Origin of the sequence: Marinobacter algicola DG893 (assembly GCF_000170835.1) — a bacterium.
GTDB lineage: Bacteria > Pseudomonadota > Gammaproteobacteria > Pseudomonadales > Oleiphilaceae > Marinobacter > Marinobacter algicola.
Map to the genome: position 1 here is coordinate 1 of NZ_ABCP01000013.1, position 26044 is coordinate 26044.

The 26044-nt window shown below is 58.2% G+C and carries 23 protein-coding genes; 17 read left to right on the forward strand and 6 right to left on the reverse strand.

Annotation, left to right across the window (positions count from 1 at the left end; translation table 11 throughout):
- Nucleotides 1-32: 32 nt before the first annotated feature.
- Nucleotides 33-1478: a coniferyl aldehyde dehydrogenase gene (locus MDG893_RS10350; protein ID WP_007153728.1), complete on the reverse strand. Its 1446-nt coding sequence runs from the start codon at nt 1476-1478 to the stop codon at nt 33-35.
- Between the two features lie 230 nt (nt 1479-1708).
- Between MDG893_RS10350 and MDG893_RS10355 the strand changes: the two genes are divergently transcribed.
- The 6 genes from MDG893_RS10355 (at nt 1709) to MDG893_RS10380 (ending at nt 7123) form a co-directional block, all read left to right on the forward strand.
- Nucleotides 1709-2407 (forward strand): TetR/AcrR family transcriptional regulator, encoded by a 699-nt coding sequence (locus MDG893_RS10355; RefSeq protein WP_007153729.1) that lies wholly within the window; start codon nt 1709-1711, stop codon nt 2405-2407.
- Nucleotides 2408-2668: 261 nt separating this feature from the next.
- Nucleotides 2669-3679, forward strand: a complete 1011-nt coding sequence (locus MDG893_RS10360; protein WP_007153730.1) for a TRAP transporter substrate-binding protein — start codon at nt 2669-2671, stop codon at nt 3677-3679.
- A 66-nt stretch (nt 3680-3745) separates the two neighbouring features.
- The gene (locus tag MDG893_RS10365; protein WP_007153731.1) at nt 3746-4267 is read left to right on the forward strand and encodes a TRAP transporter small permease subunit; all 522 of its coding nucleotides are present in this window, start codon (nt 3746-3748) and stop codon (nt 4265-4267) included.
- Nucleotides 4267-5583: a TRAP transporter large permease gene (locus MDG893_RS10370; RefSeq protein ID WP_007153732.1), complete on the forward strand. Its 1317-nt coding sequence runs from the start codon at nt 4267-4269 to the stop codon at nt 5581-5583. Before MDG893_RS10365 ends, MDG893_RS10370 begins: the two co-directional genes overlap by 1 nt.
- 1 nt (nt 5584) lies before the next feature.
- Complete coding sequence (locus MDG893_RS10375) at nt 5585-6103, forward strand: gluconokinase (protein ID WP_040474505.1); 519 nt, start codon at nt 5585-5587, stop codon at nt 6101-6103.
- A gap of 21 nt (nt 6104-6124) precedes the next feature.
- Nucleotides 6125-7123, forward strand: coding sequence for a substrate-binding domain-containing protein (locus tag MDG893_RS10380; protein WP_007153734.1), 999 nt, complete (start codon nt 6125-6127; stop codon nt 7121-7123).
- Here MDG893_RS10380 and yihA read toward each other — a convergent pair whose 3' ends face one another.
- Nucleotides 7124-7750: a ribosome biogenesis GTP-binding protein YihA/YsxC gene (gene yihA / locus MDG893_RS10385; protein ID WP_085985286.1), complete on the reverse strand. Its 627-nt coding sequence runs from the start codon at nt 7748-7750 to the stop codon at nt 7124-7126.
- Nucleotides 7751-7924: 174 nt separating this feature from the next.
- On the opposite strand from yihA, the gene MDG893_RS10390 reads away from it, so the two are divergent.
- The 3 genes from MDG893_RS10390 (at nt 7925) to MDG893_RS10400 (ending at nt 10242) form a co-directional block, all read left to right on the forward strand.
- The gene (locus tag MDG893_RS10390; RefSeq protein WP_007153736.1) at nt 7925-8533 is read left to right on the forward strand and encodes a c-type cytochrome; all 609 of its coding nucleotides are present in this window, start codon (nt 7925-7927) and stop codon (nt 8531-8533) included.
- 147 nt (nt 8534-8680) lie between these two features.
- A complete protein-coding gene (locus tag MDG893_RS10395) occupies nt 8681-9322 on the forward strand; it encodes a thiol:disulfide interchange protein DsbA/DsbL (protein WP_007153737.1) in 642 nt (213 codons plus the stop codon).
- Between the two features lie 59 nt (nt 9323-9381).
- The gene (locus tag MDG893_RS10400; protein ID WP_007153738.1) at nt 9382-10242 is read left to right on the forward strand and encodes an endonuclease/exonuclease/phosphatase family protein; all 861 of its coding nucleotides are present in this window, start codon (nt 9382-9384) and stop codon (nt 10240-10242) included.
- 55 nt (nt 10243-10297) lie between these two features.
- Here MDG893_RS10400 and rpmG read toward each other — a convergent pair whose 3' ends face one another.
- The 3 genes from rpmG to radC all read right to left on the reverse strand — a co-directional run bounded on the left by rpmG (nt 10298) and on the right by radC (nt 11577).
- A complete protein-coding gene (gene rpmG, locus MDG893_RS10405) occupies nt 10298-10453 on the reverse strand; it encodes a 50S ribosomal protein L33 (protein WP_007153739.1) in 156 nt (51 codons plus the stop codon).
- Between the two features lie 11 nt (nt 10454-10464).
- Nucleotides 10465-10701: a 50S ribosomal protein L28 gene (gene rpmB, locus MDG893_RS10410; protein ID WP_007153740.1), complete on the reverse strand. Its 237-nt coding sequence runs from the start codon at nt 10699-10701 to the stop codon at nt 10465-10467.
- 201 nt (nt 10702-10902) lie between these two features.
- Nucleotides 10903-11577 carry a RadC family protein gene (gene radC / locus MDG893_RS10415; RefSeq protein WP_007153741.1) on the reverse strand — a complete coding sequence of 225 codons (675 nt, stop codon included), beginning with the start codon at nt 11575-11577 and terminating at the stop codon, nt 10903-10905.
- A gap of 165 nt (nt 11578-11742) precedes the next feature.
- Between radC and coaBC the strand changes: the two genes are divergently transcribed.
- The 7 genes from coaBC to argA all read left to right on the forward strand — a co-directional run bounded on the left by coaBC (nt 11743) and on the right by argA (nt 21085).
- Nucleotides 11743-12957: a bifunctional phosphopantothenoylcysteine decarboxylase/phosphopantothenate--cysteine ligase CoaBC gene (gene coaBC, locus MDG893_RS10420; protein ID WP_007153742.1), complete on the forward strand. Its 1215-nt coding sequence runs from the start codon at nt 11743-11745 to the stop codon at nt 12955-12957.
- A 12-nt stretch (nt 12958-12969) separates the two neighbouring features.
- Entirely contained in the window at nt 12970-13431 is a 462-nt protein-coding gene (gene dut, locus MDG893_RS10425; protein ID WP_007153743.1) for a dUTP diphosphatase, read from the forward strand.
- Between the two features lie 84 nt (nt 13432-13515).
- Nucleotides 13516-16143, forward strand: coding sequence for a phosphomannomutase/phosphoglucomutase (locus MDG893_RS21325; RefSeq protein ID WP_007153744.1), 2628 nt, complete (start codon nt 13516-13518; stop codon nt 16141-16143).
- A gap of 48 nt (nt 16144-16191) precedes the next feature.
- On the forward strand, nt 16192-17088 hold the full coding sequence (argB, locus tag MDG893_RS10435; RefSeq protein WP_007153745.1) for an acetylglutamate kinase: 897 nt from the start codon (nt 16192-16194) through the stop codon (nt 17086-17088).
- A gap of 67 nt (nt 17089-17155) precedes the next feature.
- Nucleotides 17156-18394: an LSm family protein gene (locus MDG893_RS10440; RefSeq protein ID WP_007153746.1), complete on the forward strand. Its 1239-nt coding sequence runs from the start codon at nt 17156-17158 to the stop codon at nt 18392-18394.
- 27 nt (nt 18395-18421) lie between these two features.
- On the forward strand, nt 18422-19582 hold the full coding sequence (gene argE, locus MDG893_RS10445; RefSeq protein WP_007153747.1) for an acetylornithine deacetylase: 1161 nt from the start codon (nt 18422-18424) through the stop codon (nt 19580-19582).
- A 183-nt stretch (nt 19583-19765) separates the two neighbouring features.
- Nucleotides 19766-21085, forward strand: coding sequence for an amino-acid N-acetyltransferase (gene argA, locus MDG893_RS10450; RefSeq protein ID WP_007153748.1), 1320 nt, complete (start codon nt 19766-19768; stop codon nt 21083-21085).
- Here the strand turns inward: argA and MDG893_RS10455 are convergent.
- On the reverse strand, nt 21047-22117 hold the full coding sequence (locus MDG893_RS10455; protein WP_050776495.1) for an aminopeptidase: 1071 nt from the start codon (nt 22115-22117) through the stop codon (nt 21047-21049). The two genes, argA and MDG893_RS10455, sit on opposite strands and share 39 nt — an antisense overlap.
- A gap of 169 nt (nt 22118-22286) precedes the next feature.
- Here MDG893_RS10455 and MDG893_RS10460 point away from each other — a divergent pair, with 169 nt between their 5' ends.
- On the forward strand, nt 22287-26036 hold the full coding sequence (locus MDG893_RS10460; protein WP_007153750.1) for a DUF1631 family protein: 3750 nt from the start codon (nt 22287-22289) through the stop codon (nt 26034-26036).
- Nucleotides 26037-26044: the final 8 nt, after the last annotated feature.

Here is a 26044-nt window from a genome sequence, read left to right on the forward strand (position 1 = left end):
GGCGACCCATGCACCTAAGTTGGGTACAGGAATCACCGAATAAACAACTTATATACCATCTTGTGCGCCGTCGTTCCGTGCGGCGCATACACAAACTTGCCACTGTTGAACTTCTGCTTACTGAAAATCGCCCGTTGATGAGAGAAGGTCAGGAAGCCTTCCTTGCCGTGATAATGTCCCATCCCCGAATCACCAATACCCCCAAACGGCAGGTCATCCTGGGCAACGTGCATCAGCGCATCGTTGATGCACATGCCACCGGAATGGGTCTGGTTGACCACATGCTCCTGCATTGATTTGTCATAACCGAAGAAATACAGCGCCAGCGGGCGAGGACGGTCATTGATGTAATGAATGGCTTCGTCCAGATTGCCGTAGCTGATCACTGGCAGAATCGGCCCGAAAATTTCATCCTGCATGATCTTCATATCCGGCGTCGTCTTCAGCGCCAGCGTAATCGGCATCTTGCGGGTGCCATCCTTCAGGTTCTCGCTGGCCGGATTGATCTCAATCAGCTCGGCCCCTTTTTCCCGTGCATCCTCAAGGTACCCCTGCAGACGCTCGTATTGGCGCTCATTAATAATCGCCGTGTAATCCTCGTTGTCCCGCAGGCTCGGATACATCGCCGCAAACTGATTGCGATACTCATCCACAAACGCCTGCACACGGTCCGCCGGGCACAATACATAATCCGGTGCCACACAGGTCTGACCCGCATTCAGTGCCTTGCCGAAAGCGATACGCTGGGCGGCGTCTTCCATCGGAACATCCGGCGACACGATCGCAGGCGACTTGCCGCCCAGTTCCAGTGTTACCGGCGTCAGATTTTCCGCCGCCGCCCGCATCACCAGCTTGCCCACCGACGTGGAGCCGGTAAACAGAAGATGATCGAAAGGCCGGCTGGAAAAGTCTGCGGCGACATCCGCCTCACCGTTAATCACACAGACCAGATCCTCCGGAAACGCAGATTCGACAATCTCTTTGAACAAGGCAGAGGTGTGCGGCGTGAACTCCGACATCTTGATCATCGTACGGTTGCCCGCTGCCAGTGAGGCAACCAGCGGCCCGACCGCCAGATACAGCGGATAGTTCCAGGGCACGATGACGCCCACAACCCCCTTGGGCTGGTAGTGAACGCGGTTGCTGGCAGGCTGGAATAACACAGACACATGCCGTTTGGACGGCTTCATCCAGCCTTCCAGATTTTTCAGGGTGTAATTGATGCCCTGAATGGATGGCATCACTTCCGCAATCAGCGACTCATCCTTCGAGCGACAGCTGAAGTCCCGGTCGATGGCGTCCAGTATGCGTTCCTGATTGGACAGCAGAACCCGCTTGAGGCGCTTCAGATTCTCCTGACGCTCGGTCAGCGACGGCATCGGGTTGTTGCGAAACGCCTTCTTCTGGTCCTCGAACACACGATGCGTGTGCTGGATGTGCTTTTTGCTTTCAGTCAGCTGGACAACGGTGGCTACCATATCGCTCTCTCCTCGCGGCTCCGGGCCATGCCGGATCACCGCCCTTATTGTTCGTGGAACCGACGACAATTCCGGAATGCGGTGGTGAAAAAGTATTCAGTTTGCGCTTGGGGCTATTATTAGAGTATATACTCTAGGTAGTCAAGCTGGCCCTGATGGCTGATCGGGCCATCCACGCATACGAGGGCCGAAGCGCAGGCGCCCACTCAACAACACGCATTGCAGAGCCTATGAAAACCCGAGAAAAGATTCTTCTTTCGAGCCTTGATCTGTTCAACGAAAGGGGAGAGCGCAACGTAACCACCAACCACATCGCCGCTCACCTGGCGATATCGCCGGGCAACCTGTATTACCACTTCCGCAATAAGTCGGACATCATTTACGAGATCTTTCTCGAGTACGAAAAGCTGGTGGATTTTTACCTGGATATTCCGGAGAGCCGGCCCATTACCCTCGATGACCTGACCTTCTATCTTGAATCGGTCTTCGATGGCCTTTGGAGCTATCGGTTTTTTCACCGCGACCTGGAATACCTGCTCGATAGTGACCAGCGCCTGCGCCAGGACTACCGCGAGTTCACCAACCGCTGTCTGGCCGCGATCAGCCGGATATTCGAGAAGCTGGCGGAGGCGGGGATTATCGAGCCTCAGCCTGACGAGTTGCGTTCCGCAATGTCACTGAATGTGTGGCTGGTGATCACTAACTGGATGGCCTTCCTGAAAACCGCCCATGCCTCTGAGGCCTCTGCGAGCCTGACTCTGACCGAGCTGAAGCAAGGTATCTACCAGGTGTTGACGCTGGAAATCCCCTATCTGACGGCGGATTACCGGGAGCAGGTCATGGCGTTGCGGGAGAAGTATCGCCCGCGTTTGCCGGATTCGGCCGACGCACCGGTTTCAGGGCAGGGCGAACCCATCGGGAATCATTGAGGAACTTTTGATCAATTGGCGTGTCAATAGTTACGACATCGGGGATTCGGACATTCTCGGTGTCTCCTGAGTGAGTTCTCAGGTTTTAGCACGTCGCAAACCCTGACGTTTCACCGGCCTGTCTTCTGGCAGGTCGGTTTTTTATGCCACCGTTCCAAACCGACCTTCCATTGCATCCTTGTCAGAGCGTTTTAAATCCAATAGACTCGTGAATGTTACCGGTAACATATGCCGGCACAAAAACAATCAGGAGATACCAATATGTTCCCGACAAGACTCGCAGCTGGCCTTCTGTCAGCCACCCTGGCGTGCAATGCCCTTGCCGCCGATTTCACCTTCAAGTTCCAGTCTTCCGATCCTTCCGGCGTCAAGAACTTCGAGATCCAGCAGGCGTGGGTCGACCGAGTGGAAGCGATGACCGGTGGTCGTGTCGAGATTGACCTGCTGCCGGTGGGTAGCGTTGTCAGCCACACGGAAACCCTCGGCGCCATGAAAATGGGCGTGTTGGATGGCCATATTTCCGTGACCGGGTATTTCTCGGGAAAGGACCCCGCCTTCGGCCTGATCGGCAACACCGTGGGTGCCTGGTCCAGCCCGGACCAGCTCATTGACTACATCAACCACGGTGGCGGCTATGAGTTAATGAACGAGCTCTACAAGCCCTATGGCGTGAAGTTCGTCGGCGGTGGCGGTACCGGCGTCGAGTCGTTTGTGTCGAAGAAACCGCTTGATGGCGTCGAGGATCTCAAGGGTCTGAAGATGCGCGCACCGGAAGGGCTGGTGCAGTCCGTCTTTGCCGCCGCTGGTGCATCCCCCGTGAACCTGCCGGGGTCTGAGGTCTACACCGCGTTGAGTAAGGGTGTGATTGATGCAGCGGACTACACCGTGTTTTCCACCAACCATGAGGCGGGCCTGAACGAGATTGCACCGCACCCGGTCAATCCTGGTTTCCATTCGCTGCCGTTGATTGAGATTGCGATGGACCTCAAGGAGTGGAACAAACTGCCAGAGGACATCCAGGCGATCATGACGGTATCCGCCCGTGACTTTGCCCAGGATATCAGCACCCAGTTGGCGATGGCCGATCGTGAAGCCGTCAACGAGGCTCGGGCCAACCCGGACATTACCATCCACGACTGGTCCGCCGAAGAGCGTCGGAAGTTCCGCACCATCGCCCGTGACCAGTGGCAGGTCTACGCAGAACAGTCACCCAATGCCGAGAAGGTGTACCAGTCGGTGACCGAGTACCTGGAATCCCAGGGCCTCCTTTAATTCAAACCGCCTCCCTCGATATCTGCCTTCGGGTCCCTGATGGGTACCCGGAGCGAGGAGTTCGTTATGAACGATGAAGATGTAGGATTTACCTGGCTCGACAGGGCGATCGTCTGGCTGGGCAAAAAGTTGAGCCTGGTGTTTGCGGTGATCGTGTTGGTGTCCTTCTACGAAATCATCCGCCGCTATGTTTTTGATGCGCCGACCCTTTGGGTGCATGAAACCGTCACCTTCGCCGGCGCCACGCTGTTCGTTATTGGCGGGCTTTATGCCCTGGCCACCGACCGGCACGTCCGTATCGTGCTGGTCTACGATGCCGTTTCGCACCGCACCCAGCGCTGGCTGCGGGTCGTCCACCACCTGCTGGGCCTTGCCTTCTGCGGCATGCTGCTGTTCGCCAGCTGGTCGATGGCAAAGGGCGCGGTGCTGGCGCCCTGGGGCGGCATTCGCCTGGAAACCTCCGGCTCTGCCTGGAATCCGCCGTTTCCGGCGCTGCTGAAGGTGGCCATCCTGGTTGCGGTGGCGGTCATGACGCTTCAGTTCCTGTTGCACCTTATTCGCGACCTTCGTGGCAAGGGAGATAAATGATGTTTGAACTGGCCTCCCTTGGGATCGGCTATGGCAGCCTGTTGATGCTTGTCATGCTGATTGTATTGCTCCTGACCGGTATGCAGTTGGCGTTTGCCACCGGTCTGGTCGCTCTTGTGTTCGCGCTCGGCTGGTTTGGCCCGGATGCCCTGCCCATTGTCAGCAGCCGTCTGTACAGCTTTATCGGCAACTATGTGTTCCTGGCGGTGCCCATGTTCGTGTTGATGGCCTCGCTACTGGATCATTCCGGCATTGCACGGGACCTGTTCGATGCCATGGCCCGCCTGGGGCGCAAACTCCGTGGTGGCGTGGCCATCCAGACGCTGGTGGTGGCCGTGATCCTTGCATCCATGTCCGGTGTGATCGGTGGCGAGACGGTGTTGCTGGGTATCCTGGCGCTACCGCAGATGCTGCGCCTCGGATACGACCGAAAACTCGCCATTGGCACCACCTGTGCCGGTGGGGCGCTCGGCACCATGCTGCCTCCCAGCATCGTACTGATTATCTACGGGCTGACCGCCAACGTGTCCATTGGCGATCTGTTCAAAGGGGCCTTCTTGCCCGCACTGATACTGGCACTGCTCTATATGGGGTACGTGTTGGTTCGGGTATGGCTGAAGCCGGAGATGGCGCCGCTGCCTTCGGACCAGGACGCACCTGAAACGCCGATGCCGAACTTCTTCAAGGCACTGCTGTTTCCGCTGCTGTCCGTGGTTGTGGTACTGGGGAGCATCTATGGCGGTGTAGCGTCGGTTACGGAAGCCTCGGCCCTGGGTGTGATGGGCATTGCCATCAGCACCTGGATTCGTGGTGAGCTGTCCCTTGCCATGGTGCGCAAGGCCACCATCAGCACGCTGCGGGTGTGCGGCATGATCATCTGGATTGGTATCGGGGCCACTGCGCTGGTGGGCGTCTACAACCTCATGGGCGGTATCGACTTCGTTCGCGACATGGTTTTTGCCGTCAGCGGTGGCCATGGCCTGACGACGATCCTGTTCATGATGCTGATACTGCTTGTTCTGGGTATGTTCCTGGACTGGGTCGGCGTTGCCTTGCTCACCATGCCGATCTTTGTGCCGATTGTGACGGAGCTGGGTTACAGCCCCATCTGGTTCGGGGTGGTGTTCTGTATGAACATGCAGGTGTCGTTCCTGTCACCGCCGTTTGGCCCGGCGGCCTTCTATCTCAAGACCGTGACACCGAAAGACATCTCCCTGGGGGAGATATTCCGTGCCCTGCTGCCGTTCATCGCGCTTCAGGTGGTCGCCCTTGGTCTGCTGATTGCCTTCCCCCAGTTGGCGTTATGGTGGCAGTGACATGAGTGACAGGAAGACACCGAAAGTCGTTGTCATGGGCGTGTCCGGGTGCGGCAAAAGCCTCACCGGGACCAGGCTTGCAGAAGAGCTGGGCGTTCCGTTCTACGATGCGGACGATTACCACAGCCGTGCCAACGTGGAGAAAATGGCGGCCGGTATTCCGCTGACCGACGAGGATCGTCTCGGTTGGCTGGATGACCTTGCGGAGTTGATCCGGCGGGAAGAGGGCGGTCTGGTGCTGGCCTGTTCCGCCCTGAAGCGCATCTACCGCGAGCGTTTGCAGGGGCGCAGCCCGGAAACCCGGTTTGTCTATCTCAGGGGGGATTTCGAAACCATCTGGGCGCGGCATTCCAGTCGCACCGATCACTACTTCAATGGTCGCGCCATGCTGGAGAGCCAATTCCATTTGCTGGAAGAGCCGGGCCCCGCTGAAAATGCGGTTGCCGTCGATGTCTCCGGTACGCCGGAGCAAGTGATCCGTCACTGCCTTGCCGGGCTCGGGTATGATAGGCCCCTTTGAACGTTCTGGCTGGAGCCGTAAATGGTAAAGAACAAACGTCCCACATTGCAGGATATTGCGGACCGGGTTGGTGCCACCAAGATGACGGTCAGCCGTTGCCTTCGTGGCGCAGACAACGTCTCCAAGCCCATGCGGGAGCGGATCTTTGCCGAAGCCGAAGCACTGGGGTATATCCCCAATCGTGCGCCGGACCTGCTGTCCAAGTCCACCAGTCACGCCATTGGCGTGCTGCTTCCGTCACTGACCAACCAGGTTTTTGCGGATGTGATCAAGGGTGTGGAGTCGGTCACCGAGCCTGCCGGTTACCACTTGATGCTGTCCCATTACGGTTACAGCGCCGAGATTGAGGAACGCAGCCTGTCGTCGCTGCTGTCTTACAACGTGGATGGCGTGATTCTCTCCGAGAGCCAGCACACGGACCGCACCCTGAGGATGCTCCAGACGGCGGGTGTGCCGACGGTGGAAATCATGGACACGCACTCGGCCCCCTTCCAACAGGCTGTCGGCTTCGACAACGTCAGTGCTGCCAGGGACATGGTGCGGGAAATGATCCGCCTTGGGCGCAAGCGGGTGGTCTATCTTGCCGTGCGTCTGGATGCCCGCACCCTGCAACGTCAGGAAGGATACAGCCGTGCGATGGAAGAAGAAGGGCTGGCACCAGTCACCCTGCGCAGCGAGCAACGCTCTTCCTTCAGCGTGGGTGCCACCCTGATGGCGCGGATACTGGAGGAGAATCCAGACGTTGATGGCATCTTCTGCACCAACGATGACGTCGCCATTGGTGCGTTTTTCGAGTGTCAGCGCCGGGGTATTCCTGTGCCAGAGCGGATTGCGATAGCCGGTTTCCATGGCCACGATGTTGGCCGTGTGATGGTGCCGCCCCTGGCAAGTGTGATCACGCCAAGGGAGGCCGTGGGCCAGAGAGCGGCCCGGGAGCTGCTCGCCCGCCTGGGCGGTGCCGGCATCAGCGAGCCGCGTATCGACTTGGGATACCGGATAGAGCGTGGTGGCACGCTCTAGTTAGTCCTCGGTTTCCAGCCAGGCGGTCAGTGCCTCCCGGCACTCGTCGACTCCCCGTTTTGACGTTGCCGAGAACATGATCAGGTGTTCCACACACTGAAACGCTTCCAGCTTCTTCGAAATGCCCATCATGGCTGTCTTTGCCTGGCCAAACTTCAGTTTGTCGGCCTTGGTGGCAAGAATCATCAGTGGAAGGTTGTTATGTTCGCACCATTCCACCATCATTTGGTCGAAGTCCGTCAATGGGTGGCGTATGTCCATGACCAGTACCAGCCCCCGCAGGCAGCGGCGATCATTCAGGTAGTGGCCAAGGTGTTGTTGCCAGTCGTCTTTCATGTCCCGGGATACCTTGGCGTAGCCGTATCCGGGCAGATCCACCAGCCGGCAGTTTTCACGGTTGAGTGAGAAGAAGTTGATCAGCCGGGTGCGCCCTGGGGTCTTACTGGTACGGGCCAGTTTGCCGTTGGTGGTGATGCAATTGATGGCACTGGATTTGCCCGCGTTCGAGCGGCCGGCGAAGGCCACCTCGGAGCCGTGGTCCGGAGGGCATTCCTCCAGGCGCGAGGCGCTGATCAGGAACCGGGCGCTGTTGAACGAGAGGCTTTTTTGAGTCAGGTCAGATGACACGGGTGTTGGCATTCCTATTGGATTTCAGTTATCAGGGATTAATGTATAATGCTACACCAAATCCGGGCAGTACGCTGAGCGTTGCTGCTGAACAGCCCCGGTTTGAGCCTTCTTGGCCAGTGCCTGCCGGCTGCATAACGAAGAAAACTTTTGGATGAGAGAAGCGGAGCGAGCATGAAGAAACTGATCGCAGGAGTTGTTCTCGGTGTTGGCCTCACAGCGATGGCTCACGGGGCGGGAGATCCTGAAGCAGGCGAAGCAAATGCAGCGGTGTGTGCCGGGTGTCATGGCCAGGGTGGTGCCAAGCCGGTCATGGCGGTTTATCCGAAATTGGCGGGTATCGGTGAAGAGTATCTGCACCAGCAATTGGTTGCGATCAAGGAAGGCAAGCGTGAAATTGCCGAAATGACGGGCCTTTTGAGCGATATGTCTGACCAGGATCTGCAGGATCTTGCGGCCTATTTCGACAGTCAGGACATTACGGTGGCCCAGGCCAACCCCGATCTTGTGGATGAAGGGCAGGCACTTTACCGCGGTGGCAACATGGCCTCTGGCGTGCCGGCGTGTGCCGGATGCCACAACCCTCGAGGCATGGGAAATGAGCCTGCCGGCTATCCCAGGCTCAGTGGGCAGAACGCTGAATACGTTGAAAAGCAGCTAAAGGCTTACCGAGGTGGTGAACGTGATGCGGGTCAGAACGCGTCCATCATGATGGATGTGGCTGCCAAGTTGACCGATTCTGAAATCAAGGCCGTTGCGAGCTACGTGTCCGGTCTCCAGTAAGGTTTGGCACGCGCTACGACTAAAAAACCCCGCTGATGCGGGGTTTTTTATGGGTTGCCGCTGTTTAATCCATGCCCGGTGGAACTTTTCGTGCCTGCTGGGTCATAATCCCTTCACATCATCCAATCTGATAACCGGAGACCATGAATGATCCGATTAATCCGGAACGCCGCCGCACTATCCATCCTGGCTATGTCGTTTATTGCGCAGGCCAGTGCCGCCAACTGGGAAGAGGGGACGCACTACCAGGTGCTGGATACCCCGGTGAGAACCGCCAGTGAGAGTGGTATCGAGGTGGCTGAGGTCTTCTGGTATGGCTGCCCTCATTGCTATTCCTTTAAACCGATTGTTGAAAGCTGGGCGGAAGACCTACCGGAAGACGTCCACTACGTGAAAATTCCCGCGGCGCTCGGGCGTTCCTGGGAGCCCCATGCCAAGGCCTTTTACGCACTGGAAGCCATGGGAGAGCTTGATAAGGTCCACGACGCTCTGTTTGACGCGCTTGCGGGCGAACGTCGTCCACTGAACTCGGGTGAAGCTCTTGCCGATTTTGTGACAGGGCACGGTGTTGATGGCGAAGAATTCCTCAAGAATTACAACAGTTTCGGTGTAAACGCCAAAATGCAGCAGGCTCAGGCCAAGATTCGTGGTGCGCGTGTTACCGGCACACCGACTATGCTTGTGAATGGCAAGTACAGGGTTACAGCTTCCATGGCGGGTAGCCATGAAGCGGCACTGGAGGTTGTCGATTACCTGATTGAGCAGGAGCGTGCCGGTCAGGCCGAGTAAACGCATGGGCCCGGTCCGCTGGCCGTGACCGGGTCTTGTCAGGAGTCTGAGCTGCCATCATGTACAACCGTATTCGCAAGCAGCTGAATGGTATCCTCAGGTCGACGAACGGCCCGCGCGGGGCTTGTTCTGGCGATGAGCATGTTCCAGCGTTCGAGGCGCATCGTCATATTCGGCTACTGACCTTCAATATTCAGGTCGGCATCAACACTTCCTCCTACCGTCACTACTTCACCCGGAGTTGGCAGCACTTTCTGCCTCACCGCAACCGCATCCAGAACTTGGACCGTATCGCCACCCTGCTGAGTAACTACGATGTGGTCGCCCTGCAGGAGTGTGATGGTGGCAGTCTGCGCAGTGGTTACATCAATCAGGTGCAGTATCTGGCGGAGGCGTCGGGCATTCCTTACTGGTACCAACAGCTCAACCGAAACCTTGGGCAGCTGGCGCAGCACAGTAATGGCTTGCTGAGCCGCTATCGTCCCCTGGATGTGAAAGAGCACCGGTTGCCCGGACTGATTCCGGGGCGGGGTGCCATTATTGCCCGTTACGGGGCAGAGGAAGACCCCCTGGTGCTGGTGATGATGCACCTATCGCTCAGTAAGGCGGCTCAGCAGCGGCAGCTGGCGTATATTCAGGCGTTGATTTCCGAGTACCAGCACGTGGTTCTCATGGGTGACCTGAACAATCACGCTGAGGAGTTGTTGAGCAACACGCCGTTGAAGCATTCGAACCTGGTGCCGCTGCCCGAGACGGCTCACAGCTTTCCGAGCTGGCGGCCGGAGCGGGCACTGGACCACATACTGGTCAGCCCCAGCCTGGAGATACGCCGATCAGAGGTGGTCAGCTATCCGGTGTCGGATCATTTACCGATTGCCATGGATATCAAGTTGCCCAAAGGGTATCTGGAAACGTTTTAGGGCCAGGCACAAAAAAACCCGGCCGAGGCCGGGTTTTTTTTGGGTAACGAAAATCTTACTTGATCTTCGCTTCCTTGTACGCAACGTGCTTGCGGACAACCGGATCGTACTTTTTGATCTCGATTTTTTCCGGGGTGTTACGCTTGTTCTTGTTGGTCGTGTAGAAGTGACCAGTACCTGCTGATGAAACCAGCTTGATTTTCTCGCGCATGATGCGGCTCCTTAAAATTTCTCGCCGCGGGCACGAAGATCGGCCAGCACAGCGTCAATGCCTTTTTTATCGATAACACGCATACCCTTGGTGGATACGCGCAGCCTTACGAAGCGCTTCTCTGATTCAACCCAGAAGCGATGGTTCTGCAGGTTGGGCAGAAAACGACGACGTGAGTGGTTCATCGCGTGAGAAACGTTGTTACCGGTGACCGGTCGCTTACCGGTAACCTGACAGACTCTGGACATACTTGCCTCCGACCTGAGCTTTGGTCCTGAAAATGCGTATTTAAATCGTTTAATCGGGTCTCTGGTTGCTACCTGCGCCTCAAAAAATGCACGCTGCTCGCCAGACGCCGCCAGAAAGGGACGCTTTTATACCAGAACTGCCTCCCCAACGCAAAAATTTGTTGGGAATTTGGCCAGTTTTCCGATGAAGCACCGCCTGATTTACATCAGCCCCCGTTCTGCCAGCGATATTACCTCACCATGGCCGACAACCATATGGTCAAGAACCCTGATATCCACCAACCCCAGTGCCTCTTTCAATCGCCGGGTCAGTGAAATGTCCGACTGGCTGGGTTCTGCGACCCCCGAGGGGTGGTTATGGGCAAAAATAACGGCCGCTGCATTGAACTCCAGGGCTTGTCGAACCACCTCTCGCGGGTAGACAGCCGCGCCATCAATGGTCCCCCGGAACAACTCCTGATAGCGAATCACTCGATGCCGGTTGTCCAGAAACAGGCCTGAGAATACCTCGTGAGGGTAGGTGCCAAGGCGGCTGCACAGGAAGCGACGGGTATCCTCCGGTGAGCGCAATGGGTCCCCCTGGCGAAGCGGCTCGTCCATGACCCGTCGGGCCATTTCCATGGCGGCCTGGACCTGGGCGTACTTCGCGGTGCCGAGCCCTTTGACATCGCAGAATTGCCTGCGGGAAGCGGTCATCAATCCTCGCAGGCCACCGAAGGCTTCGGTGAGGTGACGGGCGAGTGCCATCACGGGCATGCCGGTGGTGCCGGTTCGCAAAAATATGGCCAGCAGTTCCGCGTCCGACAGGCTGGCGGCGCCATGGGCCAGGAGTCGTTCTCTCGGGCGTTCGTCGGTGGGCCAGTCTGAATTCGACATGATCGAGTCCTTTCTACCGTTATTGCGCGCATCCTGCGCCTGAAATACCGGGGTGGTGGTCGCCCGGTGAACGATTGGGATTCTAGCATGGCTGTGAGGCTGCCGGCAGCGCTCTGGCATGCTATCTTATAAGCCTTTCATTTCGTGATGAATACGGAGCCGTTGATGGCCGTTAAACGAATCCTGCTGGGTGTGACTGGTGGCATTGCCGCCTACAAGAGCGCAGAACTGGTTCGCCTGCTGAAAAAATCCGGTCACGAGGTGCGGGTCGTGATGACCCGTGGTGCCGAGGCCTTTGTAACACCGCTGACGTTTCAGGCGCTCAGCGGTGAGCCGGTCAGAACCTCTTTGCTGGATCCGGAAGCAGAGTCCGGAATGGGGCATATCGAACTGGCAAAGTGGGCCGATCAGGTAGTGATTGCGCCCGCCTCCGCGGATTTTATCGCCCGTCTGGCCCAAGGTATGGCCGACGATCTGTTGACCACTCTTTGTTGTGCCACAGAAGCTCCCATCGCGGTGGCTCCGGCGATGAATCAGGCCATGTGGAGCAACCGCAGGACCCAGAGAAACATTGAACTGCTGGCGGCGGATGCCCAGGTTACCCTGTGGGGCCCTGACCAGGGCGCCCAGGCCTGCGGTGATGTGGGGCCGGGCCGGATGCTGGAGCCCGCCGTGCTGTTTGACCTGATCTCCGGTGCTACCCAAGGCCCGCTGGCGGGGCGGCGTGTGGTTATTACTGCGGGCCCTACGCGAGAGCCGATTGACCCGGTGCGCTATATCAGCAATCACAGCTCTGGCAAGATGGGGTATGCGTTGGCCTCAGCCGCAAGAATGGCCGGTGCGAACGTCATCCTTGTCAGTGGCCCGGTGTCCATCGAAGCGCCGGTGGGCGTTGAGGTTCGCGGTGTGACAACCGCGCAGGAGATGCTGGAGTATGCCAGTGGCGCCGTGGATGAAGGCTGCGATCTGTTTATTGCGACGGCGGCGGTGGCGGATTATCGCCCCGACAGCTGTGCCGGCGACAAGATCAAGAAAACGGATGAAGGCATGAGTCTGTCGCTGGTGCGCAATCCCGATACCCTCGCTGCCATAGCGGCGCGTGCCGATGCGCCCTTTACCGTGGGGTTTGCGGCAGAAACCCGGGACGTAGAGCACTATGCCCTCGACAAACTGACACGCAAAAAGCTGAATATGATTGTGGCCAATGACGTGTCTGCACCGGGGTTGGGTTTTAACAGTGACAGTAACGCCGTGACCGCTTTCTGGCCTCAGGGCCGGGAGGCTATCGGGCCCGACACCAAGGTGGCAATCGCTCAGCGATTGATCGCACTGATAGGCGAACACCTCGAATCAAAGGCTGGCGCAGCCGGCACTCTGTAACAAGGAAAATCAATGACCCGCAAAACCTTTCAGGTACGCATCCTGGATGACCGGATCGGTCGTTCAGTTCCCTTTCCCGAATATGCGACGGATGGCTCTGCCGGCCTGGACCTGCGCGCCTGCCTGGACGCGCCGCTCACACTGAAACCGGGGCAGACCGAACTGATAAAGACCGGGCTCTCGATTCACATCGCGGATACTTCGTTGGCAGCGATGATTCTTCCCCGCAGCGGCCTCGGCCACAAACATGGGATTGTGTTGGGCAACTTGGTGGGCCTGATCGATTCCGACTATCAGGGCGAGTTAATGGTTTCCTGCTGGAACCGGGGCCAAAGCGAGTTCACCATCGACGTAGGTGAGCGCATTGCGCAGCTGGTGCTTGTGCCAGTGGTACAGGCAGACTTCGAAGTGGTGTCTTCCTTTGACGCCAGTGTGCGAGGTGACGGTGGTTTTGGTTCCACGGGAACGCGATGAGGCGCCAGGCGCAGATCGCTGCTCAGGGTCTATACTTCTCTGATCATTGAAGAATTCGGGCGAATAACACCTGCAGGATGGACTATGAAGCTTGGTAAAAAGAAGAACTCTGAGGACGCTGCACCTGATGCCAAACCGGACAGGACGCAGGGAAAAAAACAGAGCAAGGAGAAAAAAACAGCCACCGGCCCACGGCATAAACGGCTGACGTCCGTTGCTGTTTCCCAGGCTGTTGTGGTGGTGCTTGCCGGGGTGGCTTCGGCAGCACTGCTGTATTTTCTGTTGGCGGTTCCGGCAGAGTCCCGTCGTTACGACACCCAGGCTGCCCTTGAGGCAGACGCCGCGGCTGTGCGTGTCAATCAGCAGCTCGCCTTGTTGCAGGCCGCCGTTGAGGGTGTCGCCGATCAGGATTATGTGCGCGCCGCACTGAGAGGCGAGGCTTCCCTGAGCAGCGCAGCGGCGAATCTTGCCAAGGTGTTGCCGGATATTGAGGCGGTCTACCTCTTTCCCTACGGAGACATTCCCCGCACATCCTCCGAACCTACACTGGGTTTTTCCGGCCTGGATCTTGCCCGCCGCGCTGAGACGGGGCAGAGGCTTTTCCCGGATGCCTTCCCGCGCAGCGGCCAGTGGTATCTGCAGATGTCGACCCCGGTCCGCAACCCCCAGAGCCGAGCCGTCACGGGCAGTGTTCTGGTGGTGTTTGATGCCGTCCGCCTGCAACCCCTGATGACCGGTGTGAACTCGGCATTGGGCGGAGAGTTTTCACTGGTACAGTCGGTGAATGGTTCAACGCGTAACATCGTCAGCCGCGGTAGTGGCAATGGCCCGACGTACGAGCGGGATCTTGTCAACCCTGACTGGAAGCTCCGATACACACCGGCCTCCACACCAGCACCTCTTTTCAGTGGCACTTTGGCCGTCGCGTTTGCGTTGGCTCCGGCCCTGCTTGCCGCGATTATTGTCTGGGTCTTGCTCGGCAACGCCCAGCGAGGGCTGCGACAGGACGTGACAGCCGTTATCCAGTGGGCCCATAAAGTCTTTGGTGGCGAGCGGGTGAAGCCGCCGGCGCTGAAGTGGGACATGGTGGCGTCGACTGCGGAAGTGCTGCACCGGCTTGCCCAGATGGTGGAAAAACGGGTCGCCAAAGCCGGTGAATCGGCGCGGCCCAAACCAGGCAGTCGGCAGCCATCCCCGTCGACCGCCGATGAGCCATTGTTCCAGGACAAGGATGTGCTGGACATTGATATGCTTGATGGCGATGACGACGTGCTGGGCTTTGGCGGGTCCGATGGCCTTGATGATACGCCAGACGTCGAAGAAGTAAGCCTGCCTGAGGCCGAGGTCTCAGACACCATATTCAGGGCTTACGACATTCGTGGCATTGTTGGCGAAACCCTGACGGCGGATATTGTCACCGTCATCGGCCGTGCTATCGGCAGTGAGGCTATTGAGCGGGGCTTGGACAGTCTGTGCATTGGGTATGATGGCCGGCATTCCAGTCCGGACCTGGCCGACGCGCTGGCGCGGGGTGTCATGGCCACCGGATGCGACGTCATCCATGTGGGGGCCGTGCCCACCCCGGTACTCTACTTTGCGACCCACGAGCTGGATAACGGTTCCGGTGTCATGGTGACCGGCAGCCACAACCCGGCCAACTATAACGGTCTGAAGATCATGCTGGGCGGCGAAACCCTGTCGGGCGAGGCTATCCAGAAACTGCTGCAGCGAATCCGTACCGGTGACTTTGCCAGCGGTCATGGTTCCCAGTCTTCAGAAGATGTGCGCCGCGCTTATCTGGATCGTATCGTGGGTGATATTGCGGTTGCGGCACCTTTGAAAGTGGTGCTGGATGCTGGCAATGGCATCGCCGGCGAGCTCGCACCGCTCTTGATCGAAGAGTTGGGTTGCGAAGTGATACCGCTCTACTGTGAGGTGGATGGTGATTTCCCCAATCACCATCCCGATCCTGGCAAGCCGGAAAACCTGGTGGACCTGATCGAGCGTGTGAAGGCCGAAGGCGCCGATATCGGCCTGGCTTTCGATGGCGATGGCGACCGTCTGGGCGTTGTGACCAACACGGGAAAAATCATCTGGCCGGACCGCCTGTTGATGCTTTTTGCCCGGGATGTGGTGTCGCGCAACCCCGGTGCCGATGTGCTGTACGACGTAAAGTGCAGTCGTCGCCTCGCGGGTGTGATCTCCGAGGCCGGCGGACGGCCAATCATGTGGAAAACCGGTCACTCGTTGATGAAGGCCAAGATGAAGGAGTCCGGTGCCTTGCTGGCGGGTGAAATGAGCGGGCATATCTTCTTCGGCGAACGCTGGATGGGCTTCGATGACGGCTTGTACTCCGCTGCCAGACTGCTGGAAATCCTTGGCATCGAAGACCGGCACTGCGATGAGGTCTTTGAGGATTTCCCCGAAGATATCAGCACTCCGGAGCTGAACGTGGCCGTCTCCGACGAGACCAAGTTTCCGCTGATGGAGAAACTGAGTCGCGAAAGCGACTTCGGTGACGGAAACATCAGCACCATTGATGGCATCCGCGTTGAATTTACCGATGGCTGGGGCCTGTGCCGGGCTTCCAACACCACACCGGTGTTGGTGCTTCGCTTCGAGGCGGAAAACGAAGAGGCACTCGAACGTATCAAGGCGGTATTCCGTGAGCAGCTTCAAAAAGCGGCTCCGGACCTTGTCGCGGATTTCTGACAGCTCTGGAATAATGAACCGACTTTTCTGACTAACAAGGCAAGATGAATGGCTCTGGATCGTGAAACAGCAATGCAGGTGGCGGCCGTACTGAGTAAGGGGCTGCCCTATATCCAGCGGTTTACCGGAAAAACGGTAGTGATTAAATACGGCGGCAACGCTATGGAAAACGAGGAGCTGAAAAGCAGCTTCGCCCGTGATGTCGTTTTGATGAAACTGGTGGGTATCAATCCCATCGTGGTCCACGGTGGCGGCCCCCAGATCGGTGAATTGCTCGAACGTCTCAACATCAAATCCAATTTTGTGAACGGCATGCGCGTTACCGATAGCCAGACCATGGACGTGGTGGAAATGGTGCTGGGTGGCCAGGTTAACAAGCAGATTGTTTCACTGATTAACTCCCACGGTGGCACGGCTGTGGGCCTGACCGGGAAGGACGCCAATCTGATCCGCGCCCGCAAGCTGGAAGTCATGAACCGTTCTGCAGAACTGCAGCGTCCGGAAATCATTGATATTGGTCATGTGGGCGAAGTTGCCAGTGTGAACGTGGAAGTGATCGACATGCTTACCCGTAGCAATGTGATTCCGGTGATTGCTCCGATTGGCGTCGGTCCCGATGGCGCGTCCTACAACATCAACGCCGATTTAGTGGCGGGCAAGGTGGCGGAAGCCATGAAGGCGGAAAAGCTGATTCTGCTCACCAATGTGTCCGGCCTCAAGAGCAAGGAAGACAAAGTGTTGACCGGGTTGACCGCAAAACAGGTCAACGAATTGATAGACGATGGCACCATCCACGGCGGTATGCTGCCCAAAATCCGCTGCGCCCTGAGCGCTGTGGAGAATGGCGTTCGAACCTCCCATATCATTGATGGCCGTGTAGCCCACGCAACGTTGCTGGAAATCTTCACGGATGAAGGCGTCGGTACCCTGATCTCCCGTAACTGACCAGTGTCGCCCGTCGCCTCGCAGTGCGGGGCAGCACCCTGGCGTCACGCCCCAAGAGGATCAAATCATGAAGCGCCTGCTGACCTTTCTGGTTATCCTGGCCCTGATAGGCTACCTGTCGTTCAAGGGGGCTGTATGGTGGCTGGCTGACCAGCGGCTGGCCGATGCCCAGCAGGCAATTGAGGAACTGGGCGTTATTGATCGGGGGAATATTCGATCGGACCTCGTCGGCCGACTGGTGCTGGGTGATGGCAGCTACCAGGATTTCCGGCTTACCCGCCCGGTGGCGTTCGACCGGTTGATGTTCAATGCCGGGTCTCCGGTCGCCCTGGTGAGCGCGCTCTTGGACCCTGAGGACCTGCCCCCGCATTGGTCATTGGTGGCGGAGAACCTGAGCCTGGGGCTCGACACCAACATGTTCCGCAATTGGGTGACAGCAGCAGGCGACGCAACCCCGGCATTATTCTCACCGGTTTGCGGTCCTGACCATCGCCAGCAACTGGGCAGCGGCGATCTGATGCGCCTTGGTGTCGATGGTGTGTCCGGTGAGGCTATGGTCATTCAAAGCGACGATGGTCTCTACGCCGAGCTGACGACGGCCAACTCCGGCAGCGTGGAGCTGGACTGGCCCGGCGCGCGCCTGAATCCCCTGTCATTGCCGGCCCTGACGGAATCCACGCAGTCGCCGGTAACGGTGACACTGCGGGACGGAGGTCTGATGCGTCGTGTTGCGGCCTACTGTGCCCGGGAATCGGGTGTGGAAACCGGGGAATGGGCCGGAATCGTCATGGCAGCGTTTCGCGAGTCGCTGGCAGCTCGTGGCTTTGGCGCCAGTGACCAGTTGCTGGCTCTGTACCGGCAGTGGCTGACAGAAGGTGGAGAACTGACACTGGAATTGAATCCCCAGGCACCGGTATGGGGCGTGCCCGTTCGCAGCGATGAATCCGGAGACGCCAGCCTCGCTGTGCGCTACAACCGTTCGGTGGTGCCCGATGTCTATCTTGAGCGTGTCGAACCCGCGGTGCCGGACGTGCCGCGAGAAGTACTTGAACCGGTTGTGCCGGGAGAGAGTGCCCCGGTTGTTGATGGCTGGAACCTGGCCAACACGGAGAATGCGCAAACCTGGGTCGGGCGCACGGTGAGAGTTACGCTGGACAATGGTAATGTTGTGGAAGGCCGCCTGGCCAGCGTGGGTGACGAACGACTGGAAGTCGCACGGCTGATTGATGGCGGGGAAGTGGCGTATCCGATTGCCATTCGACTGATTGCAACGTTCGAGGTTTGGCGTCAAGGCCAGGCCCGCTAGCTCCAAGATAGGGGCGGAGAGTGTTTTATGTCCGGATCCATCCAACACCTGCCTGGCCTTCGCGAGATGCTCACCAGGCTGATTTCACAGCCGTCGATCAGCAGTGCGTCTGCTGAATGGGATCACAGCAACGAACCGGTGGTGCGTACCCTGGCCGAATGGCTGGAGCCCATGGGGTTCAACGTCGAGATACTGGAAGTACCCGGATTGCCCGGAAAATACAACATGATCGCCACACTGGGCAGCGGCCCCGGCGGTCTTGTGCTCTCGGGCCATACCGATACCGTCCCGTTTGACGACAAGCGTTGGCAAAGCGACCCGTTTACCCTGACCGAGCGGGACGACCGCTGGTATGGCCTTGGCACCTGCGACATGAAAGGCTTTTTTCCGCTGGCCATTGAAGCGGCCAAGGCCTTCGTGGACCAGGATCTGAAGCAGCCACTGATCATTCTTGCCACCGCCGACGAGGAAAGTTCCATGGATGGTGCCCGGGCGCTGGCCGAGGCCGGTCGTCCCAAGGCCCGTTATGCAGTCATCGGCGAGCCTACCGGCCTGAAACCGGTGCGTATGCACAAGGGCATCATGATGGAGCGACTGGTGTTCGAGGGCCAGTCCGGCCATTCCTCAGACCCTTCCCTTGGCCGCAACGCGATGGAAGGCATGCACGAGGCGCTGGGCGAACTGCTGGCCCTGCGGTCAGGGTGGCAGGCGAAATACAGCAACCCCAATTTCAAGGTTCAGTTACCGACCATGAACCTGGGTTGCATCCACGGTGGCGATAACCCCAATCGCATCTGCGCCCGCTGCGAATTGCACTTTGACCTGCGACCCTTGCCCGGCATGGACATGAAGGCACTGCGCCAGGAGATACTCGACACGCTGCAGCCGGTCGCGAAAAGCCGTGAGTTGTCGCTGACGTTTGAGCCGTTGTTCGATGGTGTGCCGCCCTTTGAAACCCCGGCCGAAGCTGAACTGGTCCGCGCCTGTGAGAAACTGACAGGCCATACTGCGGAAGCGGTAGCCTTTGCCACGGAAGCACCCTGGTTGCAGAAACTGGGTATGGAAACCCTGGTTATGGGCCCCGGTTACATCGACCAGGCACACCAACCCGATGAATTCCTGGAGTTGTCGCAGTTGGACCCGGCGGTAAAAATCCTCAAAGGATTGATCACAAAGTTCTGCCTTTGATCGTTTGGAAGGCAGCTCAGAGGTATAACGAGGGTATTGGCGGGACACTCTCCCAAAACCGTGGAGCCCCAGGGATGGCGCGACCGAGCCCTACAGGGACGTATTCACGGGCGTGTTTTGGGAGAGTGTCCCGCCAATAACCGAAAGACTCCAAAAAAAGCTGAAAACTCGCAGGAGAAGAGTTTGAAATCGAACGAATGGCTGCACGGATTCCGCCACTCATCGCCTTATATCAATGCACACCGTGGTCGCACTGTGGTATTGACGATTGGGGGGGATGCGATTGCCCATGACAACCTGATCAACATTATTCATGACATTGCTTTGCTTAGCAGTTTGGGTATCCGGCTCGTGGTGGCCTTCGGTGCAAGGCCCCAGATTCAGTCGCGTCTGGACGCGGCAAACGAAGAATCCACTTTCCACCGAGGCCTGCGGGTAACGCCGGAACAACAATTGACGCCGGTGCTGGAAGCCATTGGTGGGCTGCGGGCGTATCTGGAAAGCCAGTTGTCCATGGGACTGGTGAACTCACCCATGCATAATGCACGAATCAGGGTAAGCAGCGGCAACTATGTCACCGCGAGGCCGGTAGGCGTTCTGGACGGCATCGATTTTGGCTATACCGGGCAGGTTCGTCGGGTAGACGTGGCTGGAATCGAGAAGTTACTGGAGTTGGGGCATATCGTACTGCTGCCGCCGCTTGGGTACTCGCCAACCGGAGATGCGTTTAACCTGTCTTATGAGGATGTGGGTAGCCAGGTGGCCGCTGCGCTACAGGCTGAGAAGCTCATCATGTTTGCCGAGAATCAGGGTTTGCTGGATGAAAATGCCGGACTGATCCGTGAACTGTCCGCTCGTCAGGCATCTGACCGCCTGGCGGCAGGTATGGTGCAGGGGCATGATGGCGACCTGCTGCGGGCAGCCTGTGACGCCTGCGTGAAAGGTGTGCGTCGGGCTCATATTATCAGTTACGTCGATGATGGCGCGTTGCTGGAAGAGCTGTTTACCCGTGACGGAGCGGGCACGCTGGTCAGTGGCGACAACTACGAGCAGATCCGCCAGGCCCGGGTGGAGGACATCGGGGGTATCCTCGGTTTGATCCAGCCGCTGGAAGAGCAGGGCATTCTGGTGCGCCGTTCCCGGGAAATGCTGGAAACCGAAATCAGTCGGTTTGTGGTGGCTGAGCGGGACGGCACGATTGTGGGATGCGCCGCACTTTACCATTACCCCGATGAAGGTGCCGGAGAGCTTTCATGTTTCGCCGTGGACCAGGCCTATCGCCGCGCTGGTCGTGGTGATGACATCCTGGCGATGGTTGAGAAGCTGGCCCGGGGGCAGGGCATCCAACGGTTGTTTGTGCTGACCACCCAGACCGAACACTGGTTCCGTGAACGGGGGTTCCAGCCCTCCACGGTGCGTGAATTGCCGGGGCCGAAACTGGCCTCCTACAATACCCAGCGTAACTCAAAAGTCTTCGTGAAAGCGTTGTCCCAGACGGGATAGCCGGCGCTGGCGAATTTCCCGGGACTGACCTGCCAGGGTCTCAACCGCGTTATAGAAGTCGCTGAAGTCGCCAGCATGGTCACGGAGTAATTGCCGGAAGGCGGGCACATGCTGGTTGTATTGGCTGAACAGGGCGAGGTTGGCGTTGTTCAGTCCGGTCGGATTTTCTCCAAAGGGGCCAGGCTGTTCCCAGGTTGCCACCAGGGCCAGGTAATCGTCCTGGAGGGTCTGGAACAGCTGCGCTTTCTGGTGCCGGAGCTCCGTCTTGGGAAGGGTGTCCTGTTGCGCGTAGAGCGTTTCAAGCTGCCGTGATGCCTCCTCGATCAGGGCAAGGGTCTGGTTGCGCTGGCGCAGACGCGCCAATGCCTTTCGAAACCCCGAATCGTCGCCCTCTGTCTCCAGCCACAGCCGGAGCCCCTCCAGCTCCACGGCGGTTGCGAAGCTCTCATTAAAAGCCGTATCGTCGCTTATATAGACCACGCGATGCGCCAGTTCATGGAACATCAGCGCGACCATGCGGTCTTCTGACAAGGACGTGAAGCCGGTGTGCAGAGGATCGTCGAACCAGCCCAGGGTTGAGTAGGCGGTGACACCACCGATGAAGGTATCGTAGCCGTCCTCAATGAATAGTTGCTGCTCATCCCGGGCATTCTCCAACTCGTAGTAGCCCCGGTAAGCCTGGCAGCCGACCACTGGATAACACCACTGGTGGGCCTGGAGGGAAAACTCCGGAACGGCCACCAGGTTGACAACCACCCAGGGCCGCCCGAGCTCAGCGTATTCTGCAAAGGCATCTCCCACCGGCAGTGCCAGACGATGCGCGGCAAACTGACGGGCTTCGTTCGCCACCAGGAGTTTCTGTTTCAACGCCGTCGGCGTTGATGGTGCGTCGATCAGTCCGGACACGGATTGCGTGGACATCATCAGTGACAAGTGACCACTGACCGCCTGGCTGTAATAACCTAAAGTCGTACACCCTGAAAGTGTCGTTATCAGTAGCATAACGAGGTAGATCTGACTAAGCTGTTTCATAGTCCAGGCTGTTATTTTGTGGCTGGCTGGCATCGCTGCCAGGCGCTATATTACAGCCATGTTCCCCCAAAGTAGCAGGTAGCTACCGCTGCCTTTCAGGGATACCGGCCGGTGACAGAAACAGTTTACCCTATCGAGTCACTCGGCTTTACCAGATATCAGGTAGTTCATGGATCCGAAAGAACGTCGTTCTAGCCCCCGCCAACCGATTAAACTCGCTGCTCAGTTGGACGTTGGCAGTGGTGACAATCTGCCATGCCAGATCGCCGATTTTTGCGCGGAAGGCCTGTTTGTACGTTATTCCGGCGAAACGTCCAAAAAACTGGATCAGGTACTCTCACGGGGTGCCGAGGAACTGGTGGTGCGTTTTCGTAGCCCTGACGGCCGCAAGCGCCATGAGCTCCATGTGAATATCAGGCGGCGGATAGACGGCGCCATGGGGGTGAGTTTTACCCGCTCCAATCCGGAAGCGGTCAGCGCCATGCTGGAACAATGTGGTGCCAACCGCCATCAGGATCGTGCGTCACTAAGGGCGCCCAGTGACAAGGTCCAATTTGTTCTGCATCAATCCGCGAAGGCGGTGATTCAGTACATTGAGCCGTTGATGGATGCCTGTCTTGTGCAGATGACAACCGCCTTGCGGGATGCTGCCCAGAAAGCCGGTAATGACCAGCAGGCCAATGAATACATGGATGCCGCCGGCCAACTTCAGGCCCGTCAGCGGGTTATTTGGCACCAGATGGCGCGTAGCCTGGAGTCGCCACTAAAACCTGCTCCGAAGGGATTCCCTGGGTCTGAACTGTCGGTTGTCGATAAGGGCGAGTTCGAAGACTGGCTGACGATTCGGGTAATGGTCACGAAGGCGGATACCCAATATCGGGGTGAATTGCTTCAGTTGAAGTTGCGGCTCGATAAACTGGGTATTGCCAATTCCACGGGGCATCATAATCCGTTGGGGCCGTCGCTGATCTGCGAGTCCTTTCATGTTGGTTTGAGCCAGCTAAAGGCGGATCGCGAGGTTGAGAAAGTCTGCCTGCGTGTTTTCGAAAAAGCGGTACTGATGCACCTGGGGCCGCTATACCGGGAGTTGAACAGCATCCTGATTCGCCATGGTGTGCTGCCGGACCTGGATCTCAGCAAGTATCTCAGTGAACAGGCACCAAAGAAGCCCGAACAGCGCGAGGACAAACCAGCTGCGCCGCCGGAGGCACGGCAACCGGACGACTCTGGAACGGCGGTCAAGCAGGCCCCGGAGCAAAAGACCAGACGGCAGTCGTCCCACAAGTCGGTGACCGAGTTCCGAGGCTATGCCAGCGCCGCCCAGAACGCTTTCGCTACGGTGAAAAATCTCCTCGGAACCCTGTCTGCCAGCCGCCTGGCGAGGGGCGACGTTGCTCCAGCTGACTTTGCCCCCGGTGCGAGAGAGCTGTCAGCCGGAGAATTACAGAAGCAGTTGCAGGAACTCCAGGTTCAGGCTGCGACGGTAGCTCCGGACCAACCCTCTCTCCGCGAACGTGTCGTGGAAAGGGTTAAGGAAAGTGGTGAACATGCCCTGGGCGAAGAGCAACAGGGCACGCTGGATGTGGTGGACCGCTTCTTCAACAGTGTGGTGGAAAGCCCGAAACTCAGTGAATACGCCCAGTCACGGATGCGCCAACTGGAAGTGCCGGTGCTGAAAGTGGTGATGCGTGACCCGGAGTTTTTCGACGACCAGGAAAGCCCGGTGCGCGGCGTGATGAACCGCCTGGCCCAGTTGGGAGTGAAAGGCGGCCGCATCAATCCGGTGGTGCAGCGGCGTATTGATGAGCTGATCCAGCGGATAGCCACCGATTTTGAGCAGGATACCAGCGTGTTCGAGAACGCAGTGCAGGAGTTGGACTCGCTGATTGATCGCCAGAACCTGGTCTACCGCCGCAACGTGGAAAGGGTAACGGCAGCGGCGGAGGGTGCCCAGAAGGTTTCGGAATCCAAGAAGGCGGTTGCCCGGGTGCTGGAGCTGAAACTGGCTGGAAAAAAAGTGCCGAAAGCCGTGGTCAGTCTGCTGGATGGCGGCTGGCGAGACCTGCTGTCGCTGACCTGGATACGCCAGGGGGAAGACAGTCCGCTGTGGCAGGATTACCTGTCGGTGATCGATTCACTGATGACCTTCGCGGAGGATCCGCAGAGCAATGTTAATCTGCCCGAGTTACTGCGGGTGATCCAGGATGGGCTGGCGTCTATTTCCAGCAACCACATGCCATCGTCCCAGATACGCGACGAACTCAAACAGTTCCTGGTGCGCAGCCCTGAACACCCGCCCGAGATGGTGGAAATTCCACCGTCGAAGAGCGAGGACGACAAACGCCAGGCATTGTCCGAACGTGATCAACGCAGTCTGCATCGGTGGATCAACCGGGCCCAGCAGCTGCGCACCGGGGACTGGTTACGGGATCAGGAAAAGCCGGATGAACCCCAGTATATCCGCCTGGTATGGGTCGCCCGCGGTTTCAGTCGATTTGTGTTCGTCAATCACCAGGGCATGCGCGTGGTCGAGCTGGAGCTTGAGGCTCTGGCCCAGCACATGCGCAAAGGCATTATCGTTCCGGACAACCAGTACGACCGGCCGTTGGTGGATGAGAGCATCGACCGGATGGTGCGCAAGGTCTATGACCAATTGTCGTGGGCGTCCACTCACGACGAGCTGACCGGCTTGCTGGGGCGCCGCGAATTTGAACGTATGCTGGATCAGCAACTGGCCCGGCGCGAAGACCAGCGGGCTCTGGTGTTGCTCGATCTGCGCCAGTTCCGTCTGCTCAACGACACGGCCGGCTACCAGGCCGGTGATGAGGCGTTGCGCAGGGTGGCTGATGTGCTCCGCAGCCATGTTGGTGATGGCATGCCGTTGGCCCGGTTCTCGGGGAACGAGTTCGCGTTTATGTTGCCGGCGGAAAACGCCCTGGACGCGTCCCGTGGGATAGTCTCGGCGATAGAGGCCATGGAGTTTGTTTTCGACAGTGGCAGTTACCATCTCTCTGCCAGTGTTGGCCTGGCACCTGAGTTGCCGGCGCTGGCGAACGCCGAACGTTGGCTGAAGGCGGCGGAGGAAGCCATGAAGTCGGCCAAGAAACGCGGCCATGGCAAGGTGATGGAATATTCCCTGGACGAGCACGACCATGCCCGTCAGGAGCAGATTGCAGCGAAGGTGGCCAGCCTCGGTGATCTCAACGAAGAGCGTATGTTGCTGCGTTGCCAGAAGATCATTCCGCTGCACGCGCGTACGTCCATGGCCGCGCAGTATGAGGTTCTCATCAGTATGTACGGTGACGATGGCAACCTCATCACCGGCAAGGACTTTGTCCGCATGGCGGAGCGCTATGATCGCATGCAGGCGGTGGACCGCTGGGTGGTGGGACATATGCTGGACTGGCTGCGCGACCACGCACCGGACCCGGAGCACATGGGGGGTATCTGCATCAACCTCTCTGGCCACTCGCTGAACGATCAGCAGTTGATGGAGTTTATTTACGACAAGCTGAGCCAGAAGGACGCTCCTATTGAACGATTGTGGTTCGAAATAACCGAGGCGTCCGCGATCAACGACATTCAGGGGATTTCAGAATTCATCGAGGAAATGAAAGAGCTGGGGTGCCGTTTCTGCCTGGGGGATTTCGGCAGTGGACCAACGTCGTTCCAGTTCATGCGCAGCCTGCCGGTGGACCTGATCAAGCTGGACAGCGCTTTCACCAGCCAACTGAATACCAGTGAAACCGATCAGGCCATGGTGAAGTCGATGGTGGATATGGCGCACTACATGAAACGGGAAGTCATCGCCTCACGGGTTGAAACCCGCGCGGTTCTCGATATGCTGACCAGTCTGGGTGTGGATTACGCTCAGGGTTTTGCCATCGAAAAGCCGCGGCTGCTGACCAGCCTGGACTGACTTTCCGG

Coding starts and splice junctions, on each gene's coding strand:
- MDG893_RS10350 (WP_007153728.1), bottom strand. CDS start 1,478: ATGGTAGCCACCGTTGTCCAGCTGACTGAAAGCAAAAAGCACATCCAG.
- MDG893_RS10355 (WP_007153729.1), top strand. CDS start 1,709: ATGAAAACCCGAGAAAAGATTCTTCTTTCGAGCCTTGATCTGTTCAAC.
- MDG893_RS10360 (WP_007153730.1), top strand. CDS start 2,669: ATGTTCCCGACAAGACTCGCAGCTGGCCTTCTGTCAGCCACCCTGGCG.
- MDG893_RS10365 (WP_007153731.1), top strand. CDS start 3,746: ATGAACGATGAAGATGTAGGATTTACCTGGCTCGACAGGGCGATCGTC.
- MDG893_RS10370 (WP_007153732.1), top strand. CDS start 4,267: ATGTTTGAACTGGCCTCCCTTGGGATCGGCTATGGCAGCCTGTTGATG.
- MDG893_RS10375 (WP_040474505.1), top strand. CDS start 5,585: ATGAGTGACAGGAAGACACCGAAAGTCGTTGTCATGGGCGTGTCCGGG.
- MDG893_RS10380 (WP_007153734.1), top strand. CDS start 6,125: ATGGTAAAGAACAAACGTCCCACATTGCAGGATATTGCGGACCGGGTT.
- MDG893_RS10390 (WP_007153736.1), top strand. CDS start 7,925: ATGAAGAAACTGATCGCAGGAGTTGTTCTCGGTGTTGGCCTCACAGCG.
- MDG893_RS10395 (WP_007153737.1), top strand. CDS start 8,681: ATGATCCGATTAATCCGGAACGCCGCCGCACTATCCATCCTGGCTATG.
- MDG893_RS10400 (WP_007153738.1), top strand. CDS start 9,382: ATGTACAACCGTATTCGCAAGCAGCTGAATGGTATCCTCAGGTCGACG.
- rpmG (WP_007153739.1), bottom strand. CDS start 10,453: ATGCGCGAGAAAATCAAGCTGGTTTCATCAGCAGGTACTGGTCACTTC.
- rpmB (WP_007153740.1), bottom strand. CDS start 10,701: ATGTCCAGAGTCTGTCAGGTTACCGGTAAGCGACCGGTCACCGGTAAC.
- radC (WP_007153741.1), bottom strand. CDS start 11,577: ATGTCGAATTCAGACTGGCCCACCGACGAACGCCCGAGAGAACGACTC.
- coaBC (WP_007153742.1), top strand. CDS start 11,743: ATGGCCGTTAAACGAATCCTGCTGGGTGTGACTGGTGGCATTGCCGCC.
- dut (WP_007153743.1), top strand. CDS start 12,970: ATGACCCGCAAAACCTTTCAGGTACGCATCCTGGATGACCGGATCGGT.
- MDG893_RS21325 (WP_007153744.1), top strand. CDS start 13,516: ATGAAGCTTGGTAAAAAGAAGAACTCTGAGGACGCTGCACCTGATGCC.
- argB (WP_007153745.1), top strand. CDS start 16,192: ATGGCTCTGGATCGTGAAACAGCAATGCAGGTGGCGGCCGTACTGAGT.
- MDG893_RS10440 (WP_007153746.1), top strand. CDS start 17,156: ATGAAGCGCCTGCTGACCTTTCTGGTTATCCTGGCCCTGATAGGCTAC.
- argE (WP_007153747.1), top strand. CDS start 18,422: ATGTCCGGATCCATCCAACACCTGCCTGGCCTTCGCGAGATGCTCACC.
- MDG893_RS10455 (WP_050776495.1), bottom strand. CDS start 22,117: ATGAAACAGCTTAGTCAGATCTACCTCGTTATGCTACTGATAACGACA.
- MDG893_RS10460 (WP_007153750.1), top strand. CDS start 22,287: ATGGATCCGAAAGAACGTCGTTCTAGCCCCCGCCAACCGATTAAACTC.